The 16,759-nt window shown below is 39.6% G+C and carries 14 protein-coding genes; 2 read left to right on the forward strand and 12 right to left on the reverse strand.

Features of this window, described 5'->3' with window-relative positions:
* Window positions 1-157: 157 nt before the first annotated feature.
* From M1G05_RS04035 to guaA, 3 genes are all read right to left on the reverse strand, one after another.
* Entirely contained in the window at window positions 158-1,444 is a 1,287-nt protein-coding gene (locus M1G05_RS04035) for a peptidase U32 family protein (RefSeq protein WP_000169065.1), read from the reverse strand.
* 187 nt (window positions 1,445-1,631) lie between these two features.
* Entirely contained in the window at window positions 1,632-4,181 is a 2,550-nt protein-coding gene (locus tag M1G05_RS04045; protein ID WP_345773044.1) for a G5 domain-containing protein, read from the reverse strand.
* Window positions 4,182-4,702: 521 nt separating this feature from the next.
* Window positions 4,703-6,265, reverse strand: a complete 1,563-nt coding sequence (gene guaA / locus M1G05_RS04050) for a glutamine-hydrolyzing GMP synthase (protein ID WP_012972538.1) — start codon at window positions 6,263-6,265, stop codon at window positions 4,703-4,705.
* Between the two features lie 141 nt (window positions 6,266-6,406).
* On the opposite strand from guaA, the gene M1G05_RS04055 reads away from it, so the two are divergent.
* Window positions 6,407-7,105, forward strand: coding sequence for a GntR family transcriptional regulator (locus tag M1G05_RS04055; RefSeq protein ID WP_000936183.1), 699 nt, complete (start codon window positions 6,407-6,409; stop codon window positions 7,103-7,105).
* Between the two features lie 44 nt (window positions 7,106-7,149).
* On the opposite strand, the gene M1G05_RS04060 is transcribed toward M1G05_RS04055, so the two are convergent.
* The 9 genes from M1G05_RS04060 to M1G05_RS04100 form a co-directional block, all read right to left on the reverse strand.
* Window positions 7,150-8,046 carry a DMT family transporter gene (locus M1G05_RS04060; protein WP_247953160.1) on the reverse strand — a complete coding sequence of 299 codons (897 nt, stop codon included), beginning with the start codon at window positions 8,044-8,046 and terminating at the stop codon, window positions 7,150-7,152.
* 8 nt (window positions 8,047-8,054) lie between these two features.
* Complete coding sequence (locus M1G05_RS04065; protein ID WP_247953161.1) at window positions 8,055-8,990, reverse strand: serine hydrolase domain-containing protein; 936 nt, start codon at window positions 8,988-8,990, stop codon at window positions 8,055-8,057.
* Window positions 8,987-9,712 (reverse strand): CppA N-terminal domain-containing protein, encoded by a 726-nt coding sequence (locus M1G05_RS04070; RefSeq protein ID WP_049546711.1) that lies wholly within the window; start codon window positions 9,710-9,712, stop codon window positions 8,987-8,989. Before M1G05_RS04070 ends, M1G05_RS04065 begins: the two co-directional genes overlap by 4 nt.
* 124 nt (window positions 9,713-9,836) lie before the next feature.
* Window positions 9,837-10,742, reverse strand: coding sequence for an aquaglyceroporin Gla (gla, locus tag M1G05_RS04075; RefSeq protein WP_247953162.1), 906 nt, complete (start codon window positions 10,740-10,742; stop codon window positions 9,837-9,839).
* A gap of 159 nt (window positions 10,743-10,901) precedes the next feature.
* The gene (locus M1G05_RS04080) at window positions 10,902-12,068 is read right to left on the reverse strand and encodes an ATP-grasp domain-containing protein (RefSeq protein WP_023946991.1); all 1,167 of its coding nucleotides are present in this window, start codon (window positions 12,066-12,068) and stop codon (window positions 10,902-10,904) included.
* Between the two features lie 12 nt (window positions 12,069-12,080).
* A complete protein-coding gene (locus M1G05_RS04085) occupies window positions 12,081-12,821 on the reverse strand; it encodes an esterase family protein (protein ID WP_000546817.1) in 741 nt (246 codons plus the stop codon).
* Window positions 12,822-12,841: 20 nt separating this feature from the next.
* Window positions 12,842-13,666, reverse strand: a complete 825-nt coding sequence (locus tag M1G05_RS04090) for an alpha/beta hydrolase (RefSeq protein WP_049499460.1) — start codon at window positions 13,664-13,666, stop codon at window positions 12,842-12,844.
* A 136-nt stretch (window positions 13,667-13,802) separates the two neighbouring features.
* Window positions 13,803-15,017, reverse strand: coding sequence for a tRNA uracil 4-sulfurtransferase ThiI (thiI, locus tag M1G05_RS04095; RefSeq protein ID WP_049546708.1), 1,215 nt, complete (start codon window positions 15,015-15,017; stop codon window positions 13,803-13,805).
* An 8-nt stretch (window positions 15,018-15,025) separates the two neighbouring features.
* Window positions 15,026-16,168, reverse strand: coding sequence for a cysteine desulfurase family protein (locus M1G05_RS04100; protein ID WP_049546707.1), 1,143 nt, complete (start codon window positions 16,166-16,168; stop codon window positions 15,026-15,028).
* Window positions 16,169-16,306: 138 nt separating this feature from the next.
* Here M1G05_RS04100 and M1G05_RS04105 point away from each other — a divergent pair, with 138 nt between their 5' ends.
* Complete coding sequence (locus M1G05_RS04105; protein WP_033687159.1) at window positions 16,307-16,741, forward strand: DUF6556 family protein; 435 nt, start codon at window positions 16,307-16,309, stop codon at window positions 16,739-16,741.
* Window positions 16,742-16,759: the final 18 nt, after the last annotated feature.

Below are 16,759 nucleotides of genomic sequence, written 5' to 3' on the forward strand. Positions count from 1 at the left end.
ATAAATCCGTCTATTATCTAGGTCTTTCTGAAAAATAATGAAAAAATCCGAGATGAAATCTCGGATGGAAATTAATATATTTTTTTAACCTAATGTTCTTTTAGTAAATAGGATTAAAGGGAAAGCAACTAGAAAGCTTTCGTCCCCTACATATTTATTAAGCACGAACTGTGACGCTGGTTCCATCTTCCTTATAAAGATTGATGAGACCTTCTTTGAGAGCTCGAACCATATCTCCAGCTTGAACAGGTTGTGGAACCTTGATAGTCAATAGTTCCATTGGATTTGGAGCGCGATCGATCTTATTTCCTTTAGCATCATGCAAATCTTCGATATAAGTCTCAAAATGACGGAAACCTGGGCCATAAAACTCAACTTGGTCCCCTTCGTTAATGACGTTCCGTTGGCGAATGGTTGCTGTTTGTGTCGCATCATCGTAAGAAACCACTTCAGCGACAAACTTATACTCAGGAATTTTACGACGAGCACCAAACAACTGCTCATTTTCAGATGGTGTACCATAGTAGAAACCTGTTGCTAATTCACGTTGGGCAACCTTCCACATTTCATCAATCAAGTCCTGCTTGATAGCTTCAAACTTCTCTGGACTTTCTAGATAAGCATCAACAGCTGCCTTGTAGCAGTTTGTTACTGTTGATACGTAGTGAATAGACTTCATACGTCCTTCAATCTTGAGACTGTCCACACCGTTTTCAATCATATCTGGGATATGGTCAATCATGGACATATCAACGGCTGACATTGAAAATTCTTCAGGAATTTCACCTTTAAGACTCTTACGTTCCTTCCCAAATGGCATATCGTAAAGGTCGTACTTCCAACGACAAGACTGAGAGCAACCACCACGGTTAGCATCACGCATACTCATGTGGTTTGAAAGAGTACAACGACCAGAGTAAGAAATACACATGGCTCCATGAACAAAGGCTTCAATCTCAACATCTGTACGTTTGCGAATTTCTGCCAATTCTTCCATTGAAACCTCACGCGCCAAAACGACACGAGTTAAACCTAGTTCTTTCCAGAACTCAAGTGTTTCATAGTTAGTCGCACTTGCTTGGGTAGAGAGGTGGATTTCAAGACCAGGCGCTTCAGTCGCTGCAATCATAATCAAAGCTGGGTCAGATACGATAACTGCTGCAATTCCGATATCACGTAGTTTACGGAACCACTCACCAGCACCAGCCTCATTTCCTTCGTGCATAACCATATTGGCAGCCACATAAACCTTAGCACCATACTTGGCCGCAAACTGGACACCTTCTTCCATCTGTTCGAAAGTAAAGTTTCCGGCACGGCTACGAAGGCCATAGGCCTGACCACCGATAAAGACAGCATCTGCTCCATATTGAACAGCTACCTTTAGCTTCTCTAAAGTCCCTGCAGGTGATAAAACCTCTGGACGTTTTAATGTTTTTGTCATGTTTTCTCCTATTTGCAATATAAAAGTTTGACGTTTTTCCTTCTCATTTTATAGTAAATAAGCCATAAAATCAAGCCTAGACAGATTGTTTTGACAATTCTAATCTTTTAGATTATTAAAGCAAAAAGATTGTCAAAGAGAAAAAGCCCACAGATGTGAGCCCTTTTCTAATATAGGTTAGAAAAAACTATTTCTCCACTTCTTTTTTCTTGTGTGCAAGAAATCCAAATCCACTCAAAACTCCTAGAAGTCCTAAGACTACAAGATTAGCATGATCTTCTGTACCTGTATTAGGCAATTCCTCTCTCTTACTTGCTACAGAAGTCGGAATTTGTGAAGTTTCTTTTGTCGATTGTTCAGTTGGTGTCTTTGATTTTGGTACTTCTACCTTTGGTGTCTCAACCTTTGGTGTTTCAACTTTTGGCGTTTCAACCTTTGGTGTTTCAACTTTTGGCGTTTCAACCTTTGGCGTTTCAACTTTTGGCGTTTCAACCTTTGGTGTTTCAACTTTTGGTGTTTCAACTTTTGGCGTTTCAACTTTTGGCGTTTCAACTTTTGGCGTTTCAACCTTTGGTGTTTCAACCTTTGGTGTTTCAACCTTTGGTGTTTCAACCTTTGGTGTTTCAACTTTTGGCGTTTCAACTTTTGGCGTTTCAACCTTTGGTGCCTCAACCTTTGGTTTCGTACCGACTGTGATAACTTCTTCTACTGCTTCTTCAGTAATCGTGGTTGGTTCATTCGGTGTTACTGCTCCTGTATTAGGATCCAAGGTATAAGTTATTGTAGTAGTTGTTTTACCAGCTTTACCAGTTCTTGTTACTTCTCGATAGTCTTTATCTTTTGTATTATCTTCTACATAACGTGTTGTATATGGAGTAGTTGTTTCTACAACTTTAGGTTTAGTACCTACTTTAACTACTTTTGGTACCATAGGAGTTTCTTTTTCAGTCGGCTTACCGTCAGTTACAATACCATCAAGTTCATTCACAATTTTAGGTGTTGTAGTTACAATTTTACCTTCGCTACCGTTCGATTCAACAATTTCCTTACCATAGTCGATTGTTTTGTCTTCTACATAAGTTGTCGTAATTGGAATTTTTGTTTCTGTTTCTACAGGTGGTAAGTTGTTCTCATACTTCTGTTTATACACATAGGTAATGACAGTTTCACCTTTCACAATCTCTGTAATATCTTGTTTGTCTTGTTCTTTAAAGGTATAACGCTTGTTCTCAAAGTCTAAATCGGTCGGATGAGTTAAAGATACCTCAGAACCTACTTCTTTAAGTTCAGATTTAACACTAGGTGCAATTTCAACACCTTGTTCGTTTACAAACTTCTGAGTCACTAAACCTTTGTTTTGAACTTCTGTATAAGTAACAGTATGGAAAGTGCGAGACACACCGTTGATTGCTTTTTCTGTATCTGTCAATTCAACTCTTTGGAGATTTGATGCATAAACAATGCGAGGTGTAAACTGATTACGTTTATTAGGAACTACTTTACTAGCAATGTACTCTTTTTGAGAAATTGTATTTTCTCCAAGTAAAGATGTTTCTTGTCTATAAGTGTAATCAGCACCAACTGAACGTAATTCAAACTCGGATAATTTAGATTTTGGAATATCAGAAGACGTTATAACCCCTTTCCCCTTAAAACCTTGGACATCTAAGAATTTCGCATATAAATCTTTAATTGGAATAATATTTCCTTGCTTATCCTTATAAGTATAAGTTCGAGTGTAACCAATGAAATCAGTATGATTTTCAGCACGTCGAGTTAAGTTTTTAATAATTACATGAGTCTCAACAGGTTTACTGCTAAATGTAGCGTAAAGTTTGGTTTTTTCAGGTAGTGTATACTCAAATTTAGCAGTTGTCTCAATACTACCGATACCGTAAATACTAGATAAAACACTATCTGAACGAGGTGTGATGGTGTAACTATACACAGTGTTTGGAGTTAGTTCCACTATACGAGCAGGATACCCGATATTCACACGATTTGTTGCATATTTATCTGTAATTCCAATTCGAGCAGGTACCTTAATAAATGTTTCTGTAACTTCCTCAGTAGTTGGTTTCGATACTGCATTATACAAACCTTGAGAATCAGTTAACTCCAATTCATTCGCTTTCAAGTAATGAAGTTCCCCATTACTTGATGTAATTGGACTAACTGAAGCTTCTTTCGAGACATCTTCATCAATATCTCGACTATTTACCTGAGAAACTAATCTAGCTTTTACTTTGATATAATTAGCATTAATAAAAGTATTTTTAAACTCATCAATCTTAACTCTATCCGCTTTCACTTGTTCTTGTTCAGCTTTTGCAGACTCTAAATCACGAATTTGAGCATCTACTTTTTCTTCAGCAGTTGCGCGTAAATGTGTAACCTCAGAAGAACTATTTGCAACACCTACATTTTCAGTGGGTGTTTCTGTAACCTTAACCCCTAAAGCTTTTACTTCTTCAACTTTAGCTTTTAACTCGGTTTCTTTTACCGTATGTGTTGTACTCGTTTCATACTCACTTTGAACCACAGTTTCGCTAGGAGGAGTCTGTGCTGCATTAGGAGGTGTACTTGAATTTGGTTGTTCGTCAGCGCTTACAATCCCATTTAAAAATAAACTCCCTAAAGCAGTCGTTAGGATAATGCCACTTAACAAACCTAACTTAGTTTTACGGAGATAGCCATGACCTTTTTCTTGTTTTACTGCTTTATGCAATAGAAACACCAACTTTCATTTATTTGTATTGTTAATATTATTACATAATTAACTAAAAAAGTAAAGGTATCAACTCAAGAATTAAATACAATAAATTTATAAAAACTTCCTAACTACTGTACTAGAATTTTCTACAATTCAAAAAACAATATCAGAACGGATTGATACTGATATGAAACAAAAAAACAAAATGACTCTTTATACATCTATGGTAGGATTCAAGACAGATTATTTATTTCTTAATCGATATATAAAAGGAATCCTGATTAAACTGTCTTTAAAACTTAAGAAATCAAGGATATGATAAAAAGAATGGATATCAGTATATCTATTTTTACCATCTCAAAAGTAGATCCAGAGAATATAACTGTTCTCTTATGATGAGACTTTGGAGGCAACCATTCTGTCTTGTTTTATGAAAGAATAGCTTAACCTTTTACTTAAAATATTCAGCTAAAAAAAGAGAGAACGATTTTGTTCTCTCGAAATCCTTATTTTTCATTTACTATAAGAGTAAAGTATTTATAGCTTTACTCCCACTCAACTGTTGCAGGTGGTTTACTTGTAATATCATAGACGATGCGGTTAACGTGATCCACTTCGTTTACGATACGTACAGAAATCTTTTGAAGAACATCCCAAGGAATTTTGGCAAAATCAGCAGTCATACCATCGATAGAGGTGATCGCACGGATTGCAATCGTGTAGTCATAAGTACGACCGTCACCCATAACACCGACTGAACGAACACCTGTGTTCACTGTGAAGTATTGCCAGATATCGCGGTCAAGACCTGCTTTAGCAATTTCCTCACGAAGGATAGCGTCTGATTCACGAACGGTTTCTAGTTTCTCTTCAGTGATTTCACCCATGACACGGATAGCAAGTCCTGGTCCTGGAAATGGTTGGCGCCATACGATATGGTCTGGCATACCAAGTTCTGTACCAAGAGCACGAACCTCATCTTTATAAAGAGTATTGAGTGGTTCAATCAATTCAAATTGCATGTCTTCTGGAAGACCACCCACGTTGTGGTGTGACTTGATAGTTTGAGCTGTATCCGTACCAGACTCGATAACGTCTGTGTATAAGGTACCTTGAGCAAGGAATTTCACATCTTTGAGCTTGCTTGCTTCGTCATCAAATACATAGACAAACTCATTACCGATGATTTTACGTTTTTGTTCAGGGTCAGAAACGCCAGCAAGTTTATCAAGGAAACGTTTAGCAGCGTCTGCTTTGACGATATTCAAACCAAACTTACCACCAAGCATGTCCATAACTTGGTCCGCTTCTCCTTTACGAAGAAGACCGTGGTCTACGAAGATACAAATCAATTGATCGCCAATAGCCTTTTGGAGAAGAACTCCAACAACTGAAGAGTCAACACCACCTGATAGACCAAGAAGGACACGTTTATCACCGACGGTTTCACGAATTTTTTGGATCTGCATATCAATGAAGTTATCCATTGACCAGTCGCCTTTAGCCTTACAGATGTTAAGAGCAAAGTTACGAAGGATATCATTTCCGTATACAGAATGACGAACTTCTGGGTGGAATTGGATACCGTAAATGTGTTTATCTGGGTTTTCAATGGCTGCATAAGGGCAGTCAGCTGATGTACCTGTACGAACAAAGTCAGAAGGAATCTCAGTAACCGCATCACCATGGCTCATCAACACAGTCTGCTCATCTGGTGTTGATTCAAAAAGAGCTGATGGAGTGTGAGTAAGAGTTGATTGACCATATTCACGATTTCCAGCGTCACCTGCAGGGACAACTTTTCCTCCAAGTTTATGGGTCAATAACTGCATACCGTAACAAATTCCCAAAATAGGAATTCCGAGTTCGAAGATTTCTGGGTCAATATCGAATGAACCATCTTCGTATACAGAGTTAGGACCACCTGATAGAATAATTCCTACAGGATTGATTTCACGAACTTCAGCAGCTGAAATTTTATGGCTTTTTAGTTCTGAAAAAACACCAATCTCACGGATACGGCGTGAAATCAGCTGGTTGTATTGGCTACCATAGTCCAATACGATGATTTTTTCTACATCTTGCAAATCAGTTGAAATGTTGCTCATCTTTTTCCTTTCTCAAAAGAAATATCTTTTTTCAATATTCTATCACAAATAAGGGCGAATTACCAACTAAACAAGGCGAAGTTTGACTTTTTCTAGTTTATTGGGGTACAATAGAGAAAAGATAGAAATGAAGTGAAAAATATGCTACCCGCTTATATGAAAATCCATGACCAGATTAAAAAGGATATTGACGAACATCGTTGGGCCATCGGTGAGAGACTTCCAAGTGAACGAGATTTAGCAGAGCAGTTTGCGGTCAGTCGCATGACCCTCCGCCAAGCTATTTCCCTCTTGGTCGAAGAAGGAGTTTTAGAGCGCCGTGTAGGAAGCGGCACCTTTGTATCCAGTACACGTGTACAAGAAAAGATGAGAGGCACAACCAGTTTTACTGAAATTGTTAAGTCCCAAGGTAAAGTTCCCTCTAGCCAACTCATTTCCTACAGAAAAACCATTCCCAATGAGCAGGAAGTTGCCAAGCTAGGAATTTCTCCTACCGAAAATATTATCCGAATGGAGCGGGTTCGCTATGCCGACCAAGTTCCTCTAGTTTATGAAGTTGCTTCTATTCCTGAAAAATTCATTAAGGACTTTAAAAAAGAAGAAATCACTAGTCATTTCTTCCAAACCTTGCAAAAACACGGCTACCGTATAGGCAAATCACAGCAGACCATCTATGCTCGTCTTGCTAAAGAAAAGATTGCCCACTATTTGGAAGTTGAAAAAGGACATGCTATTCTTGGTTTGACTCAGGTTTCCTATCTAGAAGATGGTACTGCATTTGAATACGTAAAAAGTCAGTATGTAGGCGAACGCTTTGAATTTTATCTTGAAAATAATTAGATTACCACGCAAAAACTCTCTGTCACGGACGACAAAGAGTCTTTTTATTTTTCTAAGACTAAATCTTTCAACGAAATCAGAGTTACAGCAAACAATATCATTGCCATACCAAGAAAATCAATGGGATAAAATTGTTCATTCATGATTAAGAAGGCAAAGAAAACAGCCGAAATTGGCTCAATTGAAGCCAACAAACTTGACTTGACCGGCCCTATCAAACTGGCTCCTTTTAGAAAGGCTGTATAGGCAAAGACAGTACCGATAAGGATAATGCCCGCAAATGCAAGGAGAAAATCAAGACTAGTTGGGATAGCAGTCTGTAGAACTCCTGTAAAAGGAAGGGCGACTAAACCTGCTATGACCATTCCCACACCAATGACCAAACTGCTCCCCCACTTCTTAATCAAGGCTATGGGCAAAATGATATACAGGGCGTAAGTCAGAGCAGAAAAGAGACCCCAGAACAGACCTGCAGGTGTCATAGATAACTGGTCCAACTGCCCATGAGTGGCGATCAGGAAGGTCCCTCCGATGGCTAATATGATGGAAACAATCTCTCCCAGTGTTGGCCCCACCTTATCCTTGATACAGCTATAAATTAAAATCCCGACAGGACAAACATACTGAAGCACCGTCGCGGTTCCTGCATTGGTCTCCTGAATAGCAGTTAGATAGGCGAATTGATTGAGGAAGAGGCCAATTAGAGCAAAAATGAGAAGAGACAGCAAACTCTTTCTATCCTTTAAAAAGGCCAGCATTTTATCCTTTGCAGTAGCATAAGCCAAGAGCATGAGAATTCCACCAGCGATTAAAAGACGCAAGTTGGTCAAAACCAGAGCCGAAATTCCGTGTGCCATCAGGTATTGGCCACTCGTTCCTGACAAGCCCCAAGCAATCCCAGCCACAACTGTTAATAGAGTCCCTTTTAAACTGTTTGACATGTCTCTCCTTACTCTTCTTTGCGAATCAAGTCCATCACTTGATTACGGTCTACAATCCATTGAGCCCTCTCATCCTTTTCATAGGTACGATTCGATAGAAAAATGACCGCTTCTTGATTCTGACGATTCCACATGATAAAGGTACCTGTATAGCCCGTATGGTCTAGCCAATCTCCATCCAAATTCCATGCCAAAGAACGTTTCTTGTCATCCAAAGGAGAAAAATTTTTACTCAAATATCTTGCAAAATCATCTGCTAAATAGTTCTCTAAAAAGATTTGTAAATCCTTTACAGTCGAAAACAAACCAGCACTCCCTGCATGTCTGCCTAGGAGGCGAGCCTTGGGATCATGTACCAGACCTTCCTCGACACCTCTAACTGTTGGAACAGCATGCTCAACAGGCCCAAATTGGGTTTCCGTCATTCTCCAAGGATTCCAAACTTGTTCTTGTAAAATCACATCCAAGTCTTGATTAAAGATTCTTTCCAAAATAAAACCCAACAGCAAAAAATGGACATCCGAATAAAGAAAGGCTGGCTGATTTCGTCTATTGAGATGAAACATCGCTTCCTTTAATTCTGAATCTGTTAAAAGATCACGATTGGGAATAAACGGATCAAGGTCTGTAGCGTGAGTTAAGAGCTGACGAATAGTGATGTCTGGATAATCACTCTCAGCTAAAAAATCTGTTACCGGTCTGTCAATATCTAATTGACCTTTTTCCCACAAGAAGGTAAAAACGGTACCAACCCCAACAACCTTGCTGACACTGGCTAGGTCGTAAACTAGTCCTGCCTCAGTCTGTAAGTCATGCTCTGGGTCACTCTGGCCTAAATAGAACTCCGTCCATTGATTGTCCTTAAAATACGCAAAAGAGGCTCCGGGATAAATCCCTGCCTCGATTTGTTCTTCTATTTTTTTAATAATCTTGGTCCACTTCATACTTCTTCAAACCACAATTCAACATTATTTCTATCTTTACCAAGGAAGAATTTTTCAGACTTAGGAATAAAATATTCGGTAGACTCAAATTTCTTGCGAAGACTTGCTATATCTAGTTCATTTACCAAGAACTTGATCATAGATAAATCCCAAGTAGCCGTATTGTCCACAGTCAAATCTTGACCCTGAGCTGGGATAAAATCAAGGGATGCCCCAATTTCAGATACTCCCAAGAAACTTTCGACATCAGTTGGGAGATGTAATTCCATAGAAATCTCAAATTTACTTAAAGAAATTGATTCCAAATCTGTTTGAAATTCAGGATTTTCTTCTACTTCTACTAGACTTTCTCTATCATCTTCCGCATGAATCAAAACCAAATCATCTTCTGGAGAGTAAATTTCAAAAGCGTAGCCGTTTTGACCTTTATATAATTGATGAATCGAATCTGTTTTAGATAAGAGTTCTTCGATTTCCAAGGGATTTTCCACCTTGACAATCAATCTAGCTAGTTTTTTTCTTCCCTCTACCTTACGAGTGCGCATACTTGGAGCTTCTTCTAAAACCAGCTTTTCTAGACCTGTTTGATCACCTAGTGACAGAAAGGCTGACTCTTCTAACAAGGCCTTCATGCCAAGGGTTTCTATATAAAATGTTTCATTTAATTTTCTATTATTAACTTTTAAAGTAGGAATAATCCGTACAATCTGATTTACATTCATAAATTCCTCCAACTCTTTTATTTTAAAGGATTTTAGAATTTTTTACAAGAAATTATGCTCAGATTTACTGATTTTTCGTAAAAATTTCACTTAAAAAACCGAGGATTTCCTCGGTTTCAATTTCTTATAGGTAAAGGAATTTGAAGATAGCTACTGCCGCAATTGCTGCTGCAATCGGTGCTACTACTGGTACCCAAGAATACCACCATTTTGAATCACCTTTGTGCTCACCAAGAACTGATTTTGGAAGGAAAGCATGAAGGAGACGTGGTCCAAAGTCACGGGCTGGGTTCAAGGCAGGTCCTGTAGGTCCACCAAGTGATGTTACCAAGGCCATAACAAGGAAACCAAGTGCCAAGTGAGCAATTCCAAGACCAGATGTCATAAATGGTGCTACTTGTTCTTTAGCTTGGTCAAGTGCTGCTGTTACTTGCTCTTGAGGAATTGTTTGACCTTGAGTAGTTGCTTGAGCAACTTGAGCATTAATAGCTGCTTGTGCTTTTGATACTAGTTCAGCACCAAAGAAGTTTTTAGTCATACCAAGGGCTGCAAAGAAAAGAACAAATGAACCAACAAACTCGTTTACAAAACCATTAATAGTTGACGCAAAGTGTGATTCTTTTGTACCATTATCCAAACTTGAAATTGTTGAGAAAGTACCCAAGATATTGTTTGGATTTTCAGTTTTCAAGTAGTATGGGCGGTGTGTTGCCACAACCAAGGCTTGACCAAAGATAGCACCCAAAACTTGTGCGATGATATAAGGCGCAACTTGTGCCCAAGGGAAGAGACCGCTGATTGCAAGTCCAAGAGTGAAGGCTGGGTTGATGTGGTTTCCAGATACGTTACCAAACATCAAGGCTGGGATCATAACCCCCATACCATAACCAACAGCGATAACGATCCAGCCACTTTGGTGACCTTTCGTACCTTTAAGTTCAACGTTGGCAACTGCACCATTTCCAAGAATGATCAAAATAGCAGTTCCCAAAAATTCAGTGGCATATTTAATTGCCCATGTGAAATCCATTTGATAGATTCTCCTTAAAATTTTTTAGACAATCCTTATTCTATCAATTTTTATATCTTTTAGCAACTACTTTTCCGAAAGATTATATGAGAAAGCGGTTTTATTTCTTATAAAAAAACAAAAGGATTAAGAAGGTCATTCTCCTTAATCCGATAGTTCTTATTCTTGACGTTGTCCGAAATCTGCAATCATCTGTTCCATTTCTTGTCGACTCGGAGTTGTCAGCATATAAAGGTAATCTCCTTGAAGTTCCGCGAAGGCTGCTGGCATGATTTTTTTAACTTTGAACTGCTGACTGTATTTGGCAAGTAAATCCTCCTCAGAATAGACATAATGAGCATTTGCACGGCGAGAAGTAGCCAAACAATACTGAGGGGCAAACTCTGATGCAGGAAACTCTTCTCCCGCAACAATAGCTGCATAACCACGATAGAGGTCCAAAGAGTGAGCAAAGTTATAAACATCAATTGTAAAACCACCTGCGGGACGGTTATTGTACTCAATAGCAATGTAATCGTCCCCCTCACGGAAGAACTCGATATGGAAGAACCGTTCTTTCATACCAAATTCTTTGACGATAGCCTCACCATATTTACGTAATTTGGGATCCATATCCTTAAGAACATAGTAGGAATTGTCCATCTTATACATCATGAGATCAAGCGGTGTATAGGCGTAGTCAAAGGTTGTTGAAAAGACAATCTTACCATCCTTGTCCACAAGCCCATCAAAGGTACAGATTTCGCTGGAAGTGACAAATTTTTCAAAGAAATAAACAGTTGAATGATCCCATTCGGCCTTGAAGTGATTGATATCGTCTTCAGTCTCAAGTTTAAAGGTTGCGGCTGCCCCAACTCCATTATCAGGTTTGGCAATCATTGGAAGACCGATTTCTTTCACTGCTTGATCCACATCTGCTTCCGTCTTAATAACAGCTCCAGGGACTACAGGGACACCAGCTTTTTTGAAGAGTTTCTTCATTTCAGACTTATATTTTGTCTTTTTGAGATCCTCTGGTTTGGCACCAAAGACATTGAATTGTTCTCTGAGTGCTGCGTCCAGCTCAAGCCAGTATTCATTATGAGATTCGATGCGATCAATTGGGCCATGCTTATAAAAGAGAAAAGCAACTGCACGTTTGACTTCGTCTGTGTTCTCAAGATTATCAACACGGAAATATTCTGTCAGGCTATTACGTAAAGGTTCATCCAATTGCTCGTAAGGCTCTTGACCAATTCCCAAGACGGTAATACCTTTATTGGCTAGTTCGATGGTAAACTGTTGAAAGTTTTGTGGATAGTAGGGAGAAATAACAAGGTAATTCATAGGTCACTCCTTTTATAAATAGAGATTGCCGAGGAAATAAGGCATTTGTTTGCGCCACCATTCCCAGTCGTGGGCGACATCGTGTCCCCATTCAGCAAACCAGGCTGGAATTTGTTTCTGGTCAAAGGCTTCTTTAAGCTTGTAGAAAGATGGTAGACCGTCTTGTTCCCAGGCTCCAAGACCCGTACACAGCACAATCTCTGCCTGACGGTAACGGTCAATAAACCAGCCGTCATTCTGATTCCAGATATAATCTACTGGCGAGTTTTGATAAATAGCATCGTCATTGTAGTAATCGCCAACAAAGAAACGTGCGTCGTAAACACCACTAAGAGCAATCACCTTGGTAAAGACATCTGGATGTTGGAGAAAAAAGTTGACTGCATGGTAGGCGCCCATCGAGCAACCTGTCGTCATCATACCATCAAACCAACCTGTCTTATGCTTGATAAAAGGAATGGCCTCCTCAATCACATAGCGCTCGTAGGCACGGTGCATCTCTGCTTGGTCGTGACCATTTTTCCAAGTGGCCAACCAGCTCTCACTGTCTACACTGGATAGGGTAAAAAACTGGACACGGCCTTCCTCGATAAAGGAAGCACAAGCATCAATCATGCCAAAATCATAGTATTCATTGTGACTACCACCTGATGAAGCAAAGACCACAACTGGAATCCCAGCATGTCCATAACGATTAAGATACATTTCACGGTTAAGATTGCCACTCCAGTGGCTAAGGTTTTCAATATGCATTTGATTTCTCCTTTTCTAACTTACCATTTCTCTGCAAAAAATCTCAGACAGTCTGGTAAATTCTCCGACCAAGGGATTTCACTATGGATGGCACCAGACTGAACTTTCAAGACAAGATTATCTAAGTGCACCCCACCTGATATCAAATCATGGTAATACCGAAGAGACGAATCGATATAGGCTTGTTTGATATTACCAGCCATCAGGGTCTTGTCCGTATCATCTGCTTCTTCAGTTCCAACATAGATAAAGATACGCTGGTCAGACGATAGTTTCTTGCGTTCAATATAGCGATTAAAGGCTTCTTGATGGAGCCAGTTAGCAGATGAAAAGACCCCTAAACAGCCAATTTGGTCTTGGTATTCCAAACCGATAAACTGGGTAATATTGCCGCCTAGTGAGGAACCAATCATAGCCGTATGCTGGCGGTCAGATTTGGTACGGTAGGTCTCATCGATAAAAGGTTTGACCACCTCCATGACAAACTCGGCATACTCCACACCCTTACCACCAAACTGCTGCCCTGGGATAGGAGATTCTTGGAACTTCCAAGCCGCATACTCATTCATCCGCCCCATACCATCATTGTCAATGGCAACGACAATCATGCGACTGATGTCAGGATTACGCTTAATAGCTGGGATAATCTTCCATGAATGGCCAATGAAGGACTCTTTACTATAAAAAACATTTTGCCCGTCATGAAAGTAAACAACAGGATAGGAACGATCCGTGTCTTTCTCATAATCTTTAGGCAGAAGAACACGTACACGGCGTTCCTTACCTGTATAAGGAACCTTGAGTTTGTGTTCTTTCATTTTTAAATAAAAGTAGGATTGATTCATTGTCAGAAAACTCTCTATATTCAAAATTTTATTTTATTATATCACAATTATAGAAAAAAAGTTAGTTTTGCTTCCATTTTTGGAATTAAAAACTAACTTTTTCATTTATTTTTCTAAATTCTTCTGGATTTTCTGATTAGAGCAGATTGTCAATCAAGTCATCCACTTCATCTTTTTCAGCCTGCGGTGTAATCTCAGTAATCATGATTCCAGCCACAGCTCGCTCAACTAAACCTTCAACATCCATGCGAGCTTCATATTGCTCTGCATTCTTAATCTTAGGATTTGTTTTTGGACGATCTGGCGCAAAAATGGTACAACAGTCTTCAAATGGCTGGATTGAAATGTCAAAGGTATCGATTTCTTGTGCAATATCAATGATTTCCAACTTATCCATGGTAACCACAGGACGAATGATGGGAGTGTTGGTCACAGCGTTAATAGCCTGCATGCTTTCAAGGGTTTGGCTGGCTACTTGACCTAGACTCTCCCCATTGATGATAACCAAACCATTTCGTACCTCACGAATACGGTCGGTAATCCGCATCATAAAACGACGCGTCAAGGTCATGAGATAGGCTTCTGGCGCCTTGGCCTTAATTTCCTCTTGAATCTCTGTGAAAGGCACTTCGATAAACTGGATATTGCCCCCAAACTTGGTCAATTTTCGAGTCAAATCTTGGGCTTTTTTAAGGGCACCAGGACTAGTATATGGTGGGCTGGCAAAGTGAACAGCCTCAATATCCACCCCACGCTTAAGTGCAAGATAACCTGCTACAGGTGAGTCAATCCCTCCTGACAACATAAGCATGCCTTTACCTGAAGTTCCAACTGGCAAACCACCAGCCCCACGAATAGTTTCATAAGAAAGATAGGCTGCTTCTTCACGGATTTCCACCTGAAGATTGATGTCAGGACTTTTCATTTGAGCTTGCACATTTGGAATAGCTTCAAAAACAGCACCTCCAAGGGTTTGATTGAGTTCACGACTATCCAACTCAAAGTTGTGGTCGCTACGCTTGCTAGAAATTTTAAAGGTCATGCCATCCTTGTAGATGTCCTGCATAATCTCTTGGACAGAAGACTTCAGAACTTCTACAGATTTTTCAACCTTATAAACAGGGGAAAAGTTTTGAATTCCAAAAACTTGTTTAAGCGATTCTGCTACTGCTGTATAATCTGCTCCATTGAGGTAAGCGTGGGCACGGTCACGATCTGCCGTTACCTTAACTTGGGGATAGATAGACAAAACGTCTGAAATATTATTGCGAAGTTTATTGATGAAACGCATACGGTTTTTGCCCTTGGTTGACAGCTCACCGTAGCGAATCATAATTTCTGAATACTGCATGAATGCTCCTATCTTACTTTTCTAGTTTGATTGTAAATCAATTTTAACTTGGTCAAGAACTGCTCGACCTGACTCATATCATTTTCAAGGTCTAGGCTAAGACGCACAGCTGACTGAGCCTTATCTTTATCTACTCCCATGGCAATCAGGGTTCCGGCTGGTTTCCCTGCCTTGGACGAACAAGCAGAGGTCGTTGAGATAAAAATATCATAGTCTTCAAAGGCGTGAACGATGACTTCACCACGAACACCCTTGATTCCAAAAGTCAGAATATGAGGGGCAAAGTCTTCCTCATCTGAAAAGACAGAAATATCTGGATAGTCCAGAAGTGCTTGGCGAATCACTGCCTTCATCTGACCAGTCTTGCTAGTAAAGATATCTAGCTTTTCCATAGACAAGCGGAGAGCCTTGGCTGTCGCTGCAATTCCTGCCACATTTTCAGTTGTCGAACGGTAATCACGTTCCTGACCACCACCTGTTAAAAGAGGCGTAATCTTCTTGCCAGACTTGATATAGACAAATCCAACACCTCGAACTCCGTGAAACTTGTGACTAGAGAAAGTCGCAAAATCCACTCGTTCTGTCAGATACTTTTCAGTCGGAATCTTGGCAAGTGCCTGAACCGCATCAACGTGGAAGGAAATAGTTGGCTTGTCTGCCAATAGTTCTGAAATAGCTTGAATAGGTTGAATCGAGCCGATTTCATTGTTCACAGCCATGACGGAAACGAGGGTCGTATCAGGTCTTATCAAATCTGATAACGCTTCAACATCTACAAATCCTTTGTTATCAACTGGAGCAAAATCTACTTCAAATCCTTGACTTTTCAACCAAAGGGCTGACTCTTTGACTGCCGGATGTTCAATGGCTGATACAATGATGTGCTTTCCAAACTGAGCCTTTTCAAAGGCCACACCCTTGATAACCCAGTTATCTCCTTCTGTCCCACCAGAAGTAAAGAAGATTTCCTCACTTTTCTTACCGATTAAATCTGCAATTTGCTGACGAGAAGCATCTAAGATTCGTGTTGCCTGATCTCCCAAACGATGGAGACTAGATGGATTTCCTAAAATTTTTGAAGCGACCTGCATATAGGTTTCAAGTGCTTCAGGATAGGGCTTGGTCGTCGCCGAATTATCAAAGTAAATCATGTTTTCTCACACTTTCTAAAATCACTCCTTCTATTGTATCATGAAACGGTGCCTGCGACAAGAAAGGGCAATTCCTCTTTTTTTAAGATTTTTTTAAAGAAATGCGGTATAATAAATTTTAATTAAAGGAGAGAATGTATGTCTAATTATCGTAGAACTTCAAAACCAAAAACAGAACACATCAAAAAAGGCTTTACAGTCTTTCAAAAAACCGTTGCTACTATCGGTAGTATCCTTGGCTTAATTACCGCAAGTATCACGATTATGAACGCCTTGGATAATAACAAAAATACTAAAAAAGAACCTACGACAAGCCAGACGACAACCATTGTCAAAGAAATTCAAAAGGAATCCCCTCAGGAAAACACTAGTCCCAATAAGGAAAATAACACTTCTCAAGAAAAAACACAGCAAGAGGAAACACCAAAAGCTAGCGTCAAGGAAGAGAAAAAAGAAGAGCAGAAAACAGCAACTCAGGACTCTACTACTCCTGCTCCTACTCCAAGTAAACCTGCTACTGAAAATGAAAAACAGTCCAATAGTCCAACTTCGGAAAATAAAACTAATCAATAATCACTAAAATAGCCTCCT

It is taken from the genome of Streptococcus mitis, assembly GCF_023109515.1.
Lineage (GTDB): Bacteria > Bacillota > Bacilli > Lactobacillales > Streptococcaceae > Streptococcus > Streptococcus mitis_CS.

What these genes read in the sequence shown, in the direction of transcription:
- M1G05_RS04035 (WP_000169065.1), bottom strand. Translation starts at nt 1,444, where the DNA reads ATGACAAAAACATTAAAACGTCCAGAGGTTTTATCACCTGCAGGGACT.
- guaA (WP_012972538.1), bottom strand. Translation starts at nt 6,265, where the DNA reads ATGAGCAACATTTCAACTGATTTGCAAGATGTAGAAAAAATCATCGTA.
- M1G05_RS04055 (WP_000936183.1), top strand. Translation starts at nt 6,407, where the DNA reads ATGCTACCCGCTTATATGAAAATCCATGACCAGATTAAAAAGGATATT.
- M1G05_RS04060 (WP_247953160.1), bottom strand. Translation starts at nt 8,046, where the DNA reads ATGTCAAACAGTTTAAAAGGGACTCTATTAACAGTTGTGGCTGGGATT.
- M1G05_RS04065 (WP_247953161.1), bottom strand. Translation starts at nt 8,990, where the DNA reads ATGAAGTGGACCAAGATTATTAAAAAAATAGAAGAACAAATCGAGGCA.
- M1G05_RS04070 (WP_049546711.1), bottom strand. Translation starts at nt 9,712, where the DNA reads ATGAATGTAAATCAGATTGTACGGATTATTCCTACTTTAAAAGTTAAT.
- gla (WP_247953162.1), bottom strand. Translation starts at nt 10,742, where the DNA reads ATGGATTTCACATGGGCAATTAAATATGCCACTGAATTTTTGGGAACT.
- M1G05_RS04080 (WP_023946991.1), bottom strand. Translation starts at nt 12,068, where the DNA reads ATGAATTACCTTGTTATTTCTCCCTACTATCCACAAAACTTTCAACAG.
- M1G05_RS04085 (WP_000546817.1), bottom strand. Translation starts at nt 12,821, where the DNA reads ATGCATATTGAAAACCTTAGCCACTGGAGTGGCAATCTTAACCGTGAA.
- M1G05_RS04090 (WP_049499460.1), bottom strand. Translation starts at nt 13,666, where the DNA reads ATGAATCAATCCTACTTTTATTTAAAAATGAAAGAACACAAACTCAAG.
- thiI (WP_049546708.1), bottom strand. Translation starts at nt 15,017, where the DNA reads ATGCAGTATTCAGAAATTATGATTCGCTACGGTGAGCTGTCAACCAAG.
- M1G05_RS04100 (WP_049546707.1), bottom strand. Translation starts at nt 16,168, where the DNA reads ATGATTTACTTTGATAATTCGGCGACGACCAAGCCCTATCCTGAAGCA.
- M1G05_RS04105 (WP_033687159.1), top strand. Translation starts at nt 16,307, where the DNA reads ATGTCTAATTATCGTAGAACTTCAAAACCAAAAACAGAACACATCAAA.